This is a genomic window from Streptomyces sp. NPDC091272 (assembly GCF_044757485.1).
In the GTDB taxonomy this organism is placed as follows: Bacteria; Actinomycetota; Actinomycetes; order Streptomycetales; family Streptomycetaceae; genus Streptomyces.
Map to the genome: position 1 here is coordinate 291936 of NZ_JBIVVC010000004.1, position 16350 is coordinate 308285.

General features: G+C 72.2%; 14 protein-coding genes and 1 pseudogene. 5 read left to right on the forward strand and 10 right to left on the reverse strand.

The features are described 5' to 3' along the window. Positions 1-42: 42 nt before the first annotated feature. Both ACIQM4_RS14435 and ACIQM4_RS14440 read left to right on the forward strand, forming a co-directional pair. Positions 43-2415 carry a PQQ-binding-like beta-propeller repeat protein gene (locus ACIQM4_RS14435; RefSeq protein ID WP_401590844.1) on the forward strand — a complete coding sequence of 791 codons (2373 nt, stop codon included), beginning with the start codon at positions 43-45 and terminating at the stop codon, positions 2413-2415. A gap of 229 nt (positions 2416-2644) precedes the next feature. Then, positions 2645-3127, forward strand: a complete 483-nt coding sequence (locus tag ACIQM4_RS14440; RefSeq protein WP_401590847.1) for a hypothetical protein — start codon at positions 2645-2647, stop codon at positions 3125-3127. A gap of 53 nt (positions 3128-3180) precedes the next feature. On the opposite strand, the gene ACIQM4_RS14445 is transcribed toward ACIQM4_RS14440, so the two are convergent. The 3 genes from ACIQM4_RS14445 to ACIQM4_RS14455 are packed head-to-tail and all read right to left on the reverse strand — an operon-like array spanning position 3181 to position 5616. Continuing rightward, the gene (locus ACIQM4_RS14445; protein WP_401590850.1) at positions 3181-3972 is read right to left on the reverse strand and encodes an enoyl-CoA hydratase/isomerase family protein; all 792 of its coding nucleotides are present in this window, start codon (positions 3970-3972) and stop codon (positions 3181-3183) included. A gap of 37 nt (positions 3973-4009) precedes the next feature. After that, positions 4010-4459, reverse strand: coding sequence for a Zn-ribbon domain-containing OB-fold protein (locus ACIQM4_RS14450; protein ID WP_401590852.1), 450 nt, complete (start codon positions 4457-4459; stop codon positions 4010-4012). 5 nt (positions 4460-4464) lie between these two features. Further along, positions 4465-5616, reverse strand: a complete 1152-nt coding sequence (locus ACIQM4_RS14455; protein ID WP_401590855.1) for a lipid-transfer protein — start codon at positions 5614-5616, stop codon at positions 4465-4467. Positions 5617-5714: 98 nt separating this feature from the next. Here ACIQM4_RS14455 and ACIQM4_RS14460 point away from each other — a divergent pair, with 98 nt between their 5' ends. Next, positions 5715-7688: a fatty acid--CoA ligase family protein gene (locus ACIQM4_RS14460; RefSeq protein WP_401590857.1), complete on the forward strand. Its 1974-nt coding sequence runs from the start codon at positions 5715-5717 to the stop codon at positions 7686-7688. Between the two features lie 103 nt (positions 7689-7791). Here ACIQM4_RS14460 and ACIQM4_RS14465 read toward each other — a convergent pair whose 3' ends face one another. The 3 genes from ACIQM4_RS14465 to ACIQM4_RS14475 all read right to left on the reverse strand — a co-directional run bounded on the left by ACIQM4_RS14465 (position 7792) and on the right by ACIQM4_RS14475 (position 11708). Then, a complete protein-coding gene (locus ACIQM4_RS14465; protein ID WP_401590859.1) occupies positions 7792-8169 on the reverse strand; it encodes a DUF6247 family protein in 378 nt (125 codons plus the stop codon). Between the two features lie 201 nt (positions 8170-8370). Continuing rightward, on the reverse strand, positions 8371-8541 hold the full coding sequence (locus tag ACIQM4_RS14470; protein ID WP_401590862.1) for a hypothetical protein: 171 nt from the start codon (positions 8539-8541) through the stop codon (positions 8371-8373). 224 nt (positions 8542-8765) lie between these two features. After that, complete coding sequence (locus ACIQM4_RS14475) at positions 8766-11708, reverse strand: AfsR/SARP family transcriptional regulator (protein WP_401590865.1); 2943 nt, start codon at positions 11706-11708, stop codon at positions 8766-8768. Between the two features lie 171 nt (positions 11709-11879). Between ACIQM4_RS14475 and ACIQM4_RS14480 the strand changes: the two genes are divergently transcribed. After that, complete coding sequence (locus ACIQM4_RS14480) at positions 11880-13100, forward strand: amidohydrolase family protein (RefSeq protein ID WP_401590867.1); 1221 nt, start codon at positions 11880-11882, stop codon at positions 13098-13100. Positions 13101-13147: 47 nt separating this feature from the next. Here the strand turns inward: ACIQM4_RS14480 and ACIQM4_RS14485 are convergent, their stop codons facing one another. Further along, positions 13148-13747: a 1,4-alpha-glucan branching protein gene (locus tag ACIQM4_RS14485; protein ID WP_401590869.1), complete on the reverse strand. Its 600-nt coding sequence runs from the start codon at positions 13745-13747 to the stop codon at positions 13148-13150. Between the two features lie 85 nt (positions 13748-13832). On the opposite strand from ACIQM4_RS14485, the gene ACIQM4_RS14490 reads away from it, so the two are divergent. Continuing rightward, the gene (locus ACIQM4_RS14490; protein ID WP_401590872.1) at positions 13833-14375 is read left to right on the forward strand and encodes a GNAT family N-acetyltransferase; all 543 of its coding nucleotides are present in this window, start codon (positions 13833-13835) and stop codon (positions 14373-14375) included. A 26-nt stretch (positions 14376-14401) separates the two neighbouring features. On the opposite strand, the gene ACIQM4_RS14495 is transcribed toward ACIQM4_RS14490, so the two are convergent. The 3 genes and pseudogenes from ACIQM4_RS14495 to ACIQM4_RS14505 form a co-directional block, all read right to left on the reverse strand. Next, positions 14402-15493 carry a tyrosine-protein phosphatase gene (locus tag ACIQM4_RS14495; RefSeq protein ID WP_401590875.1) on the reverse strand — a complete coding sequence of 364 codons (1092 nt, stop codon included), beginning with the start codon at positions 15491-15493 and terminating at the stop codon, positions 14402-14404. A gap of 92 nt (positions 15494-15585) precedes the next feature. Further along, a complete protein-coding gene (locus ACIQM4_RS14500) occupies positions 15586-15930 on the reverse strand; it encodes a hypothetical protein (protein ID WP_401590878.1) in 345 nt (114 codons plus the stop codon). 36 nt (positions 15931-15966) lie between these two features. Then, positions 15967-16350: pseudogene (locus ACIQM4_RS14505) on the reverse strand (hypothetical protein); the annotation flags it as partial.

Below are 16350 nucleotides of genomic sequence, written 5' to 3' on the forward strand. Positions count from 1 at the left end.
GGGGCTGTGGTTCGCGGCCTGGTACGGGGAGGTGGCAGGCAAGTGGAGCAGCTCACGCAGCACGATCCGCGGCGGATCGGCCCGTTCGAGGTGCTGGGACGGCTCGGGGCCGGCGGGATGGGGCTCGTCTATCTGGCGCGGTCCGCCTCGGGGCGCCGGGTGGCGATCAAGACCGTGCGGACGGAGCTCGCCGAGGACCAGCTGTTCCGGGTCCGCTTCACGCGTGAGGTCGAGGCGGCGCGCGCGGTCTCCGGCTTCTACACCGCGGCCGTGGTGGACGCCGACCCGCGGGCGGCCGTGCCGTGGCTGGCGACGGCGTACGTGCCCGCTCCCTCGCTCGAAGAAATAGTGAACGAGTGCGGGCCGATGCCCGCGAACGCGGTGCGCTGGCTGGCCGCAGGCATCGCCGAGGCGCTCCAGTCCATCCACGGCGCCGGGCTGGTCCACCGCGACCTCAAGCCGTCCAACGTCCTCGTCGTGGAGGACGGGCCGCGCGTCATCGACTTCGGCATCGCGTCGGGCGTCTCCAACACCCGCCTGACCATGACGAACGTCGCCGTGGGCACGCCCGCCTACATGTCCCCCGAACAGGCCAGGGACTCGCGCAGCGTGACCGGCGCGAGTGATGTCTTCTCGCTCGGCTCCACCCTCGTCTTCGCCGCGACCGGGCACGCCCCCTTCCACGGCGCGAACCCCGTCGAGACGGTCTTCATGCTGCTGCGCGAGGGCCCCGACCTGGGAGGCCTGCCGGACGAACTCCGTCCGCTGATCGATTCCTGCATGGGCATGGAGGCGGCGCTGCGGCCCAGCCCCGCCGACCTCCAGGCACAGCTCGCACCACACCTCTTCTCCTCGGGCGGGGACGACAGCGGCACCGCGTCCGCCTGGCTGCCGACCCGTGCCACCGCGATGATCGAACTGCGCAGGGGCGGCGGCCGGACCGTCGCTCCCCCTGTGGTGCAGCCGAGGCGTGAGCCCTCGCCGCCGCCGCGCCCGCAGAACCCGCCGCCGTACCCGCCACCGCGTGGCGTCCGTGGCGGCGACCCGCGCACCGGGCAGGCCGCGCCCCCGCCCTCGTACGCCGACGGTCCGGTGCGGCTCGCCGGGGCGAAGGTGCCGATCGGCCCCGGCCCCCGGGTGGCCGACGGGCACGGGGCCGCGGCCGTCGCCGAGGCGGCAGGACCGGCGACGGGCTGGGTGCGCCCGCCGGGCGGCGTCCCCAACGGCGTCCCGTCACCTCCGGCGGCCGTACCGCCGCCGTCCCCCGAACTCCCCTCGCCCGTCGGGTGGCGGCCGTGGCGGTTCCGGATGTCCAACGACGTGTGGGGCACCCCGGCGGTGGCGGGAGACCTCGTCTACGTCACCTCCTTCGAGGTGCACGCCCTGGACGTGGCCTCGGGCCGGCGCCAGTTCAAGACGCGTGACGTCGCCTGGGCGATGTCGGTGGCCGGCGGCCGGATCCACGCCTCGGACGGGCCGACGCTCTACGCCCTGGACGCGGCCGATGGCACCGAGCGGTGGCGCCTGCAGAGCGACGCCTGGGTGTACTCGCTGAAGGCGGTGCGGGGCACCGTCGTCACGGGCACGCGCGGTGGCGGCGTACAGGCCTGGGAGGCGTCCAACGGGCAGAAGCTGTGGGAGATCACCGGCGCGCAGAGCGACTTCGAGACACCGGAGGCCGGGCCCGAGCTGCACGGGGACACGGTGTATGTGTGGCAGGACGCCAGGCTGCGGGCGCTGGACTCGCGCTCCGGCATCGAGCGCTGGTCCTACCCGGTGGGGGACGCGGCGTCCTGCGGCGGGGTGCCGGTGCGGGTGACGTCGGCGGAGGACGGCTATGTGTACGTCTCCGCGGGGACCCGCGTGCTGGCGATCGACCAGGGCTCCGGGCGGGTCCGCTGGCACTTCGAGGCACCCGCGGTGTTCCTCTGCGCGCCCGCGTTCGCACCTGGCCCCGCCGTCACGGGCGGCGGCGTCTACCTGGCAGACTACCTCGGCACGGTGTACGCCCTGGACGCCTCCACCGGCAAGGACCGCTGGCGCATCGCGACCGAGTCCCGGCAGTCGAACCAGCCGGTGCTGGTGGCGGGCGGCCATGTGCACGTGGGCAGCGGCAGTGCGCTGTACACGCTGGACGCGGTGACCGGGACGCCGAAGTGGCGTTTCGCCGCGGGCGGGGAACTCGTCGGCGCGCCGGTCGTCGCGGACGGCCGGGTGCACTTCGGGTCGGCCGACCACTGTCTCTACACGGTGGACGCGGTGGGCGGCCAGCTGCGCTGGAAGCTCAAGACGGGCGGCGAGATCACCGGCTCACCGGTCGCGGAGGCGGGAATCGTCTACGCGTGCAGCAAGGACCGCTGCGTCTACGCACTGGACGCGGTGAAGGGAACGGCCACCGGCCGCACGACCAGGTAACAGGGGCGGCCGGCCTGGGAAACGGGGAACCGGCCGACCTGGGCAACAGGGAACCGCCGGCCTGGCGGAACGGGGAACCGGCCGGCTCCGCCCTGGCGTCTGTGGCGCTATACAGTGTCATGCACATGTCCTTACGGGATTCATACTCCGGTCACTCCGGTCGGAGTCGTCCCGGACAGCGTCAAAACCACGGGGGTTGGAAGCGATGAAGCTTCGTCATGTCCGAGCAGTGGCCGTATTCGGCATCGCGGTCGTCGCACTCACCGGAGCCCGGGGCTCCCACGGAGGCGGCTGCGGCGGCGGCAGCAGTTCCAGCAGTTCCAGTGGCGGCGACAGCTCGTCCAGCACGACCGGTGGCAGCGACTCCGGTTCCAGCAGCTCCGGCAGCACGACCGGCTCGGGGTCGGGCACCGGTGGCAGCAGCGCCGCCTCCCGCGACCTGCGCATCGCGGACTGCAAGTACGACCCGTCGCGCGGGCTGATCGCCGGCATCACCGCGACGAACAGCAGCTCCTCGCAGAGCTACACCTACAACTTCACGGTGAAGTTCACCAACGGCGGCAGCGCCGTCGGCACCCGCACGGCGAGCATCAGCGCCGTCGCCCCGGGCCGGTCCCAGACCTCCGAGGTCACCACCCCGTACGTCAAGAAGGAGTCCGAGTCGCTGGTCGGCCGCTGCGAGGTCAAGTACGTGACCCGCACCAGCTCCTGACCGGGCGGGGCACTGGCGGGCTGTGGTCGGCCCGCCAGGTTCGGGCGGCCCGTTCAGCGGATCCGGAAGTCGTTCCGCTCCTTCCCCCGGCCGCCGAACAGCTCCGTCTGCCGCGCCGCCGGCAGGTTCCCCAGCGCGATCAGGTGCGGTGCCAGCGCGTACGCCTGCGCCCGCGCCGCCTCCTTCGTCGCCCACACGGCCCGTACGGTTCCCTGGACCGCCTCCGTCGGCTGCCGCGCGATGATCTCCGCCGACCGCACTGCCGCCGCCAGCTCGTCGCCGTCCGGCGTCACCTCGGAGACGAGCCCCACCTCGTACGCCCGCCGCGCCGACATCCGCTCGGCCGTGCCCATCAGCGCCGTCCTGGCGACCTCGCCGTACGGCATCCGCTGGGCGAGCAGGGCTGTCTCGTACGCGCTGACCATCCCGTACGTGGTGTGCGGGTCGAAGAAGGTGGCGTGCTCGCCCGCCACCACGAACTCCGCCTCGCCCAGCAGGTAGAACGCCCCGCCGCACGCCATGCCCCGGACCGCGGCGATCACCGGCTTCCAGAGGTCGTTCGCCTTCGGGCCCACGGTCAGCAGCGGGTCGTCCGTCGAGTAGGGGGAGGGCGGCTGAGGTACGACCGTGGAGCGGTCGATGCCGGTGCAGAACGCCTTCGCGCCCGCCCCCGCCAGGACGACCGCGCGCACGGACTCGTCGAACCGCAACTCCCGCCAAATGTGCGCCAGTTGTTCGGCTGCGGTCAGGTCGATGGCGTTGAGCCGTTGCGGCCGGTCGAGCGTGACGACCGCGACGCCGGTGTCCTTGTCCCGCTCGTCGCGCACACCCGTCGGCGCGCTCACGGCAGCCTCCGCTCGTCGCGCACGCCCGTACGGGGGCTCACGGCCGCTCCAGGAGCCAGCGCGGCACGGTGGTCCCGTCGGGCAGCCGGCCGAAGGTGACCTGCACCTTCGCCCCGATCCGCAGCCGCCCCCGGTCGACCGAGTCCAGTGCGGCGTCCGCCGAGGCCACCACGTTCCCGACGAGCCGGATGCGGGGGGCGTCCGCGAGTTCGACGATCACCGCGTTGTACGGGGCCTGGGCGGCGTAGGCGGGCAGGAGGGGCGGGTGCGGCACGACGTACGACCACAGCACCCCCTTGCCGTTCATCAGCCGCCAGTCGCAGGAGAAGGAGTGGCAGTACGGGCAGCAGGGCCGGGGCGGGAAGCGCAGTTCGCCGCAGTCGGCACAGGACTGTACGCGCAGCTCACCGCGCGCCGCGTACTCCCAGAAGGGGGCCCCGTCGTCGTCCACGACGGGGGTGAGGAGGTCTGCGGACGGCTCGCTCATCGGGCTCAACTCCTCAGCAGAAGTGCGGAAGTGGGGACGCCCTCGCCCGCCGTCACCAGGCAGGTGGCGGCGCCGGGGACCTGGGCGGTGGAGGTGCCGCGCAGCTGTTTCACACCCTCGTTGATGAGGTTGAAGCCGTGCACGTACGCCTCGCTCAGCCCGCCGCCGCCGGTGTTGATCGGCAGCCGGCCACCGCTCTCCAGTGCACCGCCCTCGGTGAACGCGGCGCCCTCGCCGCGACCGCAGAACCCGTACCCCTCCAGGGACAGCGGGATGAGCGGGGTGAACGCGTCGTATATCTGCGCCACATCGACGTCGTCGGGCCCGAAGTCGGCCTGCTTCCACAGGTGTCGGGCGGCGGTCCAGGCCGGGCCCGTGAGCGGGTCGTCGTTCCAGTAGTTGACCATGCCGTGGTGCTGGGCGGGCAGGCCCTGGGCGGCCGAGTGCACGTACACCGGCTTTCTGCGGCAGTCGCGGGCCCGCTCGGCGGAGACGATCACGCACGCCAGGGCGCCGTCCGTCTCCAGGCAGTTGTCGAAGAGGCAGAGTGGTTCGCTGATCCAGCGGGAGGTCATGTACATGTCCCGGGTCAGGGGCCGTTCGTACATCATGGCGGCGGGATTCTGGTTGGCCCGGTTGCGGCAGGCGAGGGCGACGTTGAAGAGGTGGTCACGGGTCGCGCCGTACTCGTGCATGTAGCGCCTGGCGAGCATGCCGATCTCGTCGGCGGGCCGGAGCAGACCGAAGGGGCGGGTCCACTGGGCGGGCGTCGGCAGTTGCACCGCCGTGTTCTTCCAGGGCCTCGGGCCGCTGCCGCGCTTGCGCGACCGCCAGGCGACGCCCACGCTCGCCTGTCCGGTGGCGATCGCGGACGCCAGGTGCGCGACGGTCGCGCACGAACCGCCGCCGCCGAAGCCGACCTTGGAGAAGAAGGTCAGGTCGCCCGCGCCGACGGCCTTGGCGACCTCGACCTCGTCGGTCTCCTCCATCGTGTAGGAGGCGAGGCCGTCGACCTCGGCGGGGTCGATGCCCGCGTCGTCGAGCGCGGCGAGGATCGCGCGGCAGGCCAACTTTTTCTCGCTGCCGCCGAGTTGTTTCGCGAAGGTGGTCTGTCCTATTCCGACTATCGCAGTCGCGTCCTTGAGTGCTGCTGGCATGTTCCCCGGCCACCTCCGCAACGGTCCTGACTGCTGACAGCGCGTCAGGCTACAGCTAATCTGACGGATAGTCAGCTAGTGGTGTGGGAGGGCTTGCGATGCGGTTCGACGCACAGGGTGACGTGGAGTGGAAGGCACTGTGGAACACCGTCCCGGAGTTGGTGCGGCACGCCGCGGGCCGGTACGGGGACCGGGAGGCGGTGGCCGAGGGCCGCACCCGGGTCTCGTACGCGGAACTGGGCGAACGCGTCGAGCGCGCGGCGGCGGCGTGCATGGCCCGTGGCGTCCGACGGGGCGACCGGGTCGCGGTCTGGGCCCCCAACACCCTGGACTGGATCGTCTCGGCCCTGGGCGCGGTCACGGCGGGCGCGGTCCTCGTCCCGCTCAACACCCGCTTCAAGGGCGCGGAGGCGGCCTACGTCCTGGGCACATCCCGCACGAAACTCCTCTTCGTCACGGGCACGTTCCTGGGCACGTCGTACGTGGCGTCCCTGCGGAGGGCGGCGTCGGAGGGGCCGGGGAGCGCGGGCCCGGGGGGCGCGGGCCCGGGGGGCGCGGGCCCGGGGGCCCACGGAGGGGGTGACGGCCACGCGGCAGCGCCCGGCGGGGGAGGCGACGGCCACGCGGCAGCACCCGGCGGGCGAGGCGACGGCCCGGACGCGGGCGGGAGCGTGCCCTCTGCCGGAGTTCCGCACCGCGCGCAGGCGCACGTACCCCCTGCCGAGGATCCGCCGCCCGCACAGGCGCACGTGCCCCCTGCCGAAGTTCCGCGTCTCGCGTCGGCAGGCGCGCCCCCTGCCGAGGATCCGCCGCCCGCGCCGGCCAGCATGCCCCCCACCGAGCACCCGCTCCCCGGCCCGGGGAGCAGTCCCGCAGGTGGCGGCCCCCTTCCGGGGCTCCCGTACCTCACCGACGTCGTCGTTCTCGCCGACGACGCGGCCCCGCCCGACTTCCTGACCTGGAAGGACTTCCTGGCGGGCGGCGAGGCGGTGAGCGGTGACGCGGTGCGCGCACGTACCGCCGAGATCTCGCCCGGCGACCCCTCCGACATCATCTACACCTCCGGTACCACCGGCCGTCCCAAGGGTGCGGTGATCACTCACGGCCAGACCCTCCGCGCCTACGACATCTGGGCCGACCTGGCCGGTCTGCGTGAGGGCGACCGGTACCTCATCGTCAACCCCTTCTTCCACACCTTCGGCTACAAGGCCGGCATCATCGCCTGCCTGACCCGCGGCGCGACGATGGTGCCGCAGCCGGTCTTCAACGTGGACACCGTCCTCGCCAACATCGCCGCCGAACGCATCTCGGTGCTCCCCGGTCCGCCGACCCTCCACCAGTCACTCCTGGACCACCCGTCCCGTTGCTCGCACGACCTGACCGCCCTGCGTCTGGTCGTCACCGGGGCCGCCGTCGTCCCGCTCCAGCTCGTCGAGCGACTGCGTTCCGAACTCCACATCGCCACGGTCCTCACCGCGTACGGTCTCTCCGAGGCGTCCGGTTTCGTGACGATGTGCCGCAGGGGCGACGCGCCGGAAACCGTCGCGACCACCTCGGGCCGCGCCATTCCCGGTACCGAGGTACGGGTCGAGGCACCACCTGGCTCCCCGGGCGAGGTCCTGGTCAGGGGCTTCAACGTGATGCAGGGCTACTTCGAGGACCCGGCGGGCACCGCGGCCGCGGTCACGTCCGACGGCTGGCTGCGCACGGGGGACGTCGGCGTCCTCGACGCCTCGGGAAACCTCCGCATCACCGACCGCATCAAGGACATGTTCATCGTCGGCGGCTTCAACGCGTACCCCGCCGAGATCGAACAGCTTCTGCTCCTGCACCCGGACATAGCCGACGCCGCCGTCGTCGGCGTCCCGGACCCGCGCCTGGGGGAGGTCGGCAAGGCGTACGTCGTCCGACGCCACGGTGCGACCACCCTCACCGCCGACGACGTGATCGCCTGGTCCCGCCGCGAAATGGCGAACTACAAGGTCCCGAGGGAGGTCGAATTCCTCCCCGTCCTGCCGCGCAACGCGAGCGGCAAGGTGGTGAAGGGGGAGCTGCGGGCCCGCAAGGGGTGACCGGGCAGGTCACGCGGTGGCGTACCCCATCACATGACAGCGGCGCGCACGCGGTGGCGTACCCCGTCACATGACAACTCCACTCACACGGTGGCGTACGCCCTCACGCGCTCAGCGCCGCCCGTGCCTCCTGCCGCACCGCGCCGATCTCGTCCATCGCCGAGCGCCACTGCGCCGAGCCGGGGTCCGCCGCCCGTGCCGTGTACTCCGCCTCACGCAGACGCAGCGCCGTCGCCGGCGCTCTGGCTATCTCCACCGTCACCGCCCAGCTCTCCAGGAACGCCGTCAGCGGAGCCAGGCTGCCCGTGCGGGCGGCGAGGGACAGGGCCTCCTCCAGCCGGCGCTCCATCTCCGGGAGCTGCGCGGGCACGAGGCGGGCGACCGCCGTGCGCAGGGCGGCCGTCGTACGGTCGGGCCGGGGCAGGAGCGAGGCGGTGGGCCCTTCGTCGGTGGTGGCGGAGGGGTGGCGCTGGGCGGTCATTCCGGTCCTTCCGAGGTGGTCTCGTACGGGAGGAGGGTGGAACGGGGGCACGGGTTGCGCCGGTACGTACGTGTATGCGGCAAGCGTGCGGGCTGCCCCTGGCCGTCGTGCCGGCCCCCCACGCAGCCTTCGCCCGAAGAACTTCGGCCGCGGCGGCTCCCCCTCCGCGCCGCCGCGGCCGATCCCCCGTGCGAGATGGTGCTAGTTGGCCGGCTCCGACGAGGCGTGGGCATCCTCGGTGGACGCGCCGACGCCGGAGGCATGAGCGTCCTTGGGCTTGACGGGCTCGCTCGACGCGTGGGCGTCCTGGGTGGTGACGGGCTCGCTGGAGGCGTGCGCGTCTTCCGGCTTGGCGGCGTTGATGTCGGCCATGAAGGTCAACTCCCTGAATGAGTGGACGTACTGGGTCGTGCGGTCCGCCCGGCGGTTCCCCCGTGGATCGCCGGGCGGATCTTGCGAGCCGCACCATAGCGATACGGCTGGGCAACGACCCGTCTGCCCCCCGACACGGCGGATCGTTAAGTACGAGAGTGCCGTGCGGCGATAAACGAACGATGAACGCGCGCGCAACCGCACCGCGCGCAACCGCACCGCGCTCAGGCCGCGGCGACCCGGCCCAGCAGGCCCCGCACCTCGTCGGCCTCCGGAGAGCCGAGCCGCTCGTACATGGCCAGCGCCTCCTGCCAGCAGACCTCCGCGCGCCCGGACTGGTTGAGCAGCGACAGGCTCCGGCCCAGCACCGTCAGTACGTTGGCGCGCCGCCACTCCCCGCCGATCCCGTGGAGCAGCGACAGCGCCTGTTCGGCCTGGGCCGCAGCCCGCGCCGGCTCGCCCTGCGCCAGCTGGAGTTCGGCCAGCCGGAAGCGGGTCATCCCCTGCCAGAACTGCTGGCGGCTCTCCGTGAAGGTGTCGAGGGCTTCGAGCAGTACGGCGTCCGCGGCACGGTGCTGGCCGGCGCCGGTGAGCGCGAGTCCCAGTGCGTACTTGCCGTTGGCCAGCCGCAGCGCCAGACCGGTGCCGAACTCCTCGTAGATCCGGATGCCCTGGCGGGCCAGTTCGACGGCCTGGGCGGTGCGGTGCGTCGCCAGGAGCACCCGGGAGAGGTTGCAGAGGGCCGCGGCCTCGCCCGGCTTGTTGCCGTCCGCGCGGAATGCGCGCAGGGCCTGGGTCAGATGGGCCTCGGCGTCCGTGTGCCGGTTCTCGTACAGGGCGATGATGCCGAGCTGGTTGGGTGCCTGCCCCGAGGCGACCGGGTCCCCGGACGCCAGGCCGAGCTCCAGTGCACGCCCGGCCTCCCGCTCGGCCTCCGCGAACTGGCCCGAGACGCTGTGCACATGGGTGAGCATGGTGCGGGCCCGCCCCTCGGCCTGGGCGTCCCCCGCCTCGCGCGCCGCCTCGCTCACCTCCGTGGCCGCCCGGGTGAACTGGAGCGAGTTGGCTCCCGTCTCACCCAGGTCGACAGCGGCCATGAGCAGATCGGCCGAGCGCCGGAGCATCCCCGTTCCTGCGGTCTGGCGGGCACAGGCGAGCAGCCCGTTCGCCTCGCTGAACAGCCAGTCGAGGGCCGCCTCACGGCTCCCGAAGACGAGCCCGGGGCGGGTGGTGCTCGCGAAGTGGTCGAGCACGCGCTCCCCGGGCCGCTCCAGCGCGTACACCCCGGCCGCCGTCGCCAGGTAGAAGTCCAGCAGCCGGGACAGCGCCGCCCCGCGCCCGGCCGCGGGGTGTTCGTCGCGTTCCGCGCAGGCGCGTGCGTAGAGGCGTACGAGGTCGTGGAAGCGGTAGCGGCCCGGGGACGCCGACTCCAGGAGGGAGGTGTCGACGAGGGACTCCAGCACGTCCTCCGCGTCGTACAGCGGCAGGTCGAGCACCGCTGCCGCCGCCGCGAGGGAGATGTCGGGGCCGTCCGCCAGGCCCAGCAGGCGGAAGGCGCGTGCCTGGGCGGGCTCCAGCTGTCCGTAGCCCAGCTCGAAGGTCGCCTTCACCGCAAGGTCGCCGGCCTGGAGCTCGTCGAGGCGGCGGCGTTCGTCGGCCAGCTTCGCCGCCAGTACGGACACGGTCCAGGTGCGGCGGGCGGCCAGCCTGGCCGCCGCGATCCTGATCGCCAGCGGCAGGAAGCCGCACGCGCCCACCACGTCCAGCGAGGCCTCCCGCTCGGTGGCCACCCGCTCCTCGCCCACGATCCGGGTGAACAGCTGGAGCGCCTCGTCGGGGGACATCACGTCCAGGTCGACGAGGTGCGCGCCCGCCAGGTCCACCATCCGGGTGCGGGCGGTGACCAGTGCGGCGCAGCCGGGGGTGCCCGGGAGGAGCGGCCTGACCTGCGAGGCGTCCCGTGCGTTGTCGAGGAGGACGAGGACCCGGCGGCCGTCGAGGGTGGAGCGGTAGAGGGCCGCGCGCTCGTCGAGGGAGTCGGGGATCGCCGTGTCCGGGGTGCCGAGCGCGCGCAGGAACGCGCCGAGCACCGTCTCCGGTTCCGCCGCCCGCGCGCCCGTGCCCTGGAGGTCGACGTACAGCTGGCCGTCCGGGAAGTGCGGGCGTGCGGCGTGCGCCACGTGCACCGCGAGGGTGGTCTTGCCGACACCGCCGATGCCCGCCAGCGCGGAGACCGCCATGACGCTCGTACCGGCGTGCGCGAGACGGTCGCCCAGCTCGCGTACGAAGGCCGCACGGCCCGTGAAGTCGGGTACCGATGCCGGGAGTTGGGCAGGCAGCACGGCGGCCGGCGCCGCGGCGGCGGGGGCCTCGACCGGCCGGGCCAGTTCCTCGTCCGCCGCCAGGATGCGCTGCTGGAGCCGGGAGAGCTCGGGGCGCGGGTCCACGCCCAGCTCGTCCGCCAGCAGCCGGCGCGTGTCCGCGTACACCGCCAGGGCCTCCGCCTGCCGCCCGCAGCGGTACAGGGCGAGCATCAGCAGCTCGCGCAGCCGCTCGCGGAGCGGATGCGCGGCCGTGAGCGCGGTCAGCTCGGAGACGGCCTCCGCGTGGCAGCCCAACTCCAGGTCCAGGTCGAGCCGGACCTCCGTGAGCTGTAGGCGCCACTCCTCCAGCCGGGCGCGCTGCGACGAGGCGTACGGGCCGGGTACGGAGGCCAGCACCTCGCCGTCCCACAGCCCGAGCGCGTTGTTCAGCAGGGTGCGTGCCTCGCACCGTTCCCCGGAGGCACGCGCCTTGTCGGCGTCCGCCGCCAGTTGCCGGGCCACCGCGAGGTCGAGCGCGCCGTCTGCGGGGCGGATCGCGTACCCGCCCGCCCGGCTGACCAGTACGTCCGCACCGAGCGCCTTGCGCAGCCGGGAGGCGTACGTGCGCACCGCGGCCAGCGCCTGCGACGGTGGCTCCTCGCCCCAGATGCCGTCGATGAGCTCTGCGGCGGTGGCGGTGCGTCCGTCGCGCAGCAGGAGCAGGGCGAGCAGGGCCCGTTGCTGCGGCGAGCCCGCGGGCACGGGCTCGCCGCCGCGCCAGGCACGTACCGGTCCGAGCAGACTGAAGCGCAGTTCGGACGCGTCGGGGACGCGGTCCGGCGCCGCGCCCGGTATGCCGTCCATTGCAGGCCCCCTGCCGTTACTTCCCGTAGCACCCCGTATGGCAAGTGCCAGTTTGCCCTGTCCATGCCGAGTGCGTCAGTACGGAAACCTCAGAGGAACCTCAGGGATGCGGGCAGAAAGAGCGCCCACACCCACCTGACGGATCGTCAGATCAGCGGTACGGTGACGGTCATGGACAGCTTCCCGAAGATCATCTCGGTGGACGACCACACGGTGGAGCCCCCCGGCGTCTGGCAGGACCGGCTCCCCAGGAAGTACCGCGACGTCGGCCCGCGCGTCGTGCGCGCGCCCCTCACGGAAATGACCTTCCTCGGCGGCAAGTTCGCCCCCGTGATGGGTGAGAAGGGCGACGAGGGCCCGATCGGCGACTGGTGGGTCTACGAGGACCTGCACCGCCCCCTCACCCGGCTCGACACGGCGGTCGGCTACGACCGGGACGAGATCAAGCTCGAAGTCATCACGTACGAGCAGATGCGCCCCGGCTCGTTCTCGGTCCCCGACCGGCTCGCCGACATGGACGTCAACCACGTCCAGTCCGCGCTCTGCTTCCCGACCTTCCCGCGCTTCTGCGGCCAGACCTTCACCGAGGCGGCCGACCGCGAACTCGGCCTGCTCGGCGTGCGCGCGTACAACGACTGGATGGTGGAGGAGTGGTGCGGCCCCGAGGCGCACGGCCGCCTCATCCCCCTCACCCTCGTCCCGCTGTGGGACGCGGAACTCGCCGCCGCCGAGGTCCGCCGCAACGCCGCCCGTGGCGTGCGCGCCGTCGCCTTCTCCGAGATACCCCCGCACCTGGGCCTGCCCTCCATCCACACGGACGACTGGGACCCCTTCCTCCAGGCCTGCGCGGAGACGAACACGGTCATCGCGATGCACATCGGCTCGTCCTCCAAGATGCCCTCGACCTCGGCGGACGCACCCCCGGCCGTCGGCTCCACCATCACCTTCGCCAACTGCTGCTTCTCGATGGTCGACTGGCTGATGAGCGGCAAGTTCGAACGCTTCCCGAACCTCAGGATCATGTACGCGGAGGGCCAGATCGGCTGGATCCCGTACATCCTGGAGCGCGCCGACGTGGTCTGGGAGGAGAACAGGGGCTGGGGAGGCGTCGCGGACAAGGTGCTGCGCCCGCCGTCCGAACTCTTCACGGAACACGTCTACGGCTGCTTCTTCGACGACGCGTTCGGCCTGAAGAACCTCGACTCGATCGGGGTCGGCAACGTCCTCTACGAGACCGACTACCCGCACTCGGACTCCACCTGGCCGAAGTCCAAGGAGGTCGGCGAGGGCCAGATGGGCCACCTCGCCCCGGACGTGGTGGACCGGATCGTACGGGGCAACGCGATCGAGCTGCTGGGGCTGACGGGGGAGGGGCTGTGGCCGGGTAAGTAGCGTCGGCGGAACGGGAGACGGGACTCCCGGAGCGGGAGTCGGGGCTCCTACCGCGAGCCGATGCTCGCGAACACGCCCCGCGCGGGGGTGCCGTCCGGCCAGGACCACCCGGCGGTGAGGTGCACGGGGGGCTCGTGCGCGGCCTCGGCCGGTCGCAGGACGCGGTGGAGGCGGATCTCGTTGCCGCCGCGGTCGCCGACTTGAGCACCCTCTCGATCGTGGCCCTGAACGGTGACGGACGGGTCGGGGGCGTCGCTCTCGTTCTGCTGCTGCGGCGCCGCGTCGCCGCGCAGGAGGGCGGCCAACTCGCCCATCAGGGTGGGATCGTGGGCACCGTCATAGATCCACCGGGTACCGAGGACGCCGTGCTCGGAGGTGCCGATCAGTGCCTCGTCCGGGGCGCCGTCCAGTGCCGCACCGCGGTAGGACAGCGGGACCAGATACGCCACAGGCGCGCCTCCCGAGGCGTCCGTGACCACCATGAACTCGATCCCGACCAAGCCCTCGGGGTCGTCCAGTCGGAACCCGCCTGCGTTGGCCAGTTCGGGGGCCGCGGTGTTGCCCTCGAACCACTTCTGCCGGGGCAGCCACTCGGTGAGCAGCTCCAGTTTGGTGGGCTTCATGGTGGTGCGGTGGATGGTGGCCACGCGGGCTTCCTCCCGGGTCGTCTGCACGTCGTCTACGGGGCGTATTCGCTTGCCGCGGGCTCGTCCGGTCGGATAAGAAGCCTGCATGCTGCGAGGTAACAAGGTAGGGCTCAGGGCCCGGCACGACGAAGACATCCCGACCCTGCGGGCCGAACTCTACGACGACGTGGTCAACGCCTCACGGGCCGAGGCCGGGCCCTGGCGCCCGATCACCCCCGGCTACCAGGACCCACGGCTGGTGGTGGACGACAAGCAGGAGGCAACCGCCTCCTTCTCGGTGGTTGAGCTGGCGGGCGGCACCCTGATCGGCGCGGCGAACCTGTGGGGCATCGACAACCACCACCGCGCCGCGCACATCGGCCTCGGACTGCTGCCGGGAGCGCGCGGCAAGGGCTACGGCACGGACGTGGTGGCGACGCTGTGCCACTACGGCTTCGTCGTACGAGGCCTGCGGCGGCTCCAGATCGAGACGCTGGCGGACAACGACGCGATGCTGCGCTCCGCCGAACGCAACGGTTTCGTCCGGGAGGGCGTGCTGCGCTCGTCGGCGTGGGTGATGGGGGAGTTCCTGGACGAGGTGCTGCTCGGCCTCCTCGCGGACGAGTGGAAGAGGCCGGACCCGGTCTAGGCGTTGCTCGCCCTGCGCAACGTGCCTCAGCCGACCAGCAGCTGTTCCTTCAGCTTCCGTACGTCAATGCTGTCGAGGCCGAGGGCCCGCTTCTGGTACGAGGTGAAGGAGCCGTACTTGTCGTTGACCTCGGCGAAGCCGGAGTTCAGGTACTCCGCGCGGACGTCGAGCAGCGGCTTGTAGACGGCGGCGAGGTCGGCGGGCATGGCCGCGAGGGTGGCGGCGTTGGCCTCGGCGCGGTAGGTGTTGGACGCGAGGTAGTCCCGCATGACGGTCTGTTTCGGCACGCCGAGCGCGGTGAGGAGTACGGCGCTGGACCAGCCGGTGCGGTCCTTGCCGGCCGTGCAGTGGTAGAGCGAGCCGACCGCGTCGTCGGCGATGCCCTCGAAGACGGTCGAGTAGGCCGCCTTCGCGGTCTTCCCGCTGACCATCGCCTTTTCGCCCTCGATCATCATTGCTTCGGCCGCGGCGGCGGTCTTGGGAAGCTGGGAGAGGTCCGACGAGCCGCCGATGACGTCGGCGACGACGTACCGGGCACCGGCGGGAACGCGGTCCGGGGCGGAGGTGCGCTCGGAGGCGGTGCGCAAGTCGTAGTCGGTGTCGATGCCGAGCCGCTTGAGCTTGGCCAGGTCGGCGTCGGTGAGCTTGTCCAGCGCGTCGGTACGGTAGACGACGCCCATCCGCACCCACTGGCCGTCGGAGGTACGGTAGCCGCCCGCGTCACGGAAGTTGACGGTGCCGTCGAGCTTGACCAGGCGATCCGCGAGGCGCAGCTCGGCTCCGCGGTCGGGCACCAGGTCGAACCACTGCCGGTCGGGGGTACCGGACAGCCCCCTGACCACCACGGACCCGACGGACCCGCCGAGGGCGACGGTACGACCGTCCGCCCGCACGGCGACGCGCCGCACGCCCGGCGCCTTCCAGGTGATCTTGTACGAGCCGTCGCGCTGGGCGGTGACCTCGGCGGCCGTGAAGGGGATGCGCTCGGAGGCGTGCCGCCCCTCGGAGGGACGGGCGGCCGGAGAGGCGGTGGCGACCGGGGCGGTGAGCCCGGCGAGCACGGCGGCGGCGGTCAGGGAGTAGGCGAGGGCCCTGACGCGAGGTGTCTTCTGCTGCATGAGGGCAGCGTTCGCGCCCGAAAAGAAGCGGACGAGAACGCTCCGAAAACCGCTGATGAAGGGACGGGTGGCGGGCGCCGGGGAGTCGGCGCCTACTGTCCCAGGTTTCCTTCGGGCGCGTCCGGTGCGGGGGCGTCTTCCGGTCCGTCTGCGAACACTTCGTGAGCGGTGGTGGCGGTGATGGCCTGTCCGAACCAGCGCTCAAGGGTGGCGAGGTCGCGGCATGCCGTGATCCGTTCCGTCACGTCTTGCGTGACGGGGATGCCGCGCCCACGCAGAAGCTGGAGGAGGGCCTGGGCCTGGCCCTCGGCCTTGCCCTCAGCCTTGCCTTCGGCCTTGCCCTCTGCTTTGCCCTCGGCCTGGCCGGCTGCCTTGCCTTCGAGGTATTTCTCCTCGACGAGGGTGCCTCGCCCGGGGAAAAAGGTTCCTACGGCCATCAGGTTCCTCCGGGTGGTGCGGGCCGGAGTCTGGGCCTACTGCCCCGGGTTTCCTTCGGGGGCGTTCGGTGCCGGGGCGTCGTCCGGTTCGTCTGCGAACACTTCGTGAGCGGTGGTGGCGGTGATGGCCTGTCCGAACCAGCGCTCAAGGGTGGCGAGGTTGCGGCATGCCGTGATCCGATCCGTCACGTCTTGAGTGACGGGGATGCCGCGCCCGCGCAGGAGCTGGAGGAGGGCCTGGGCCTGGCCCTCGGCTTTGCCCTCAGCCTTGCCTTCGGCCTTGCCCTCAGCCTTGCCTTCGGCCTTGCCCTCTGCTTTGCCTTCGGCTTTGCCCTCGGCCTGGCCGGCTGCCTTGCCTTCGAGGTATTTCTCCTCGACGAGGGTGCCTCGCCCGGGGAAAAAGGTTCCTACGGCCATCAG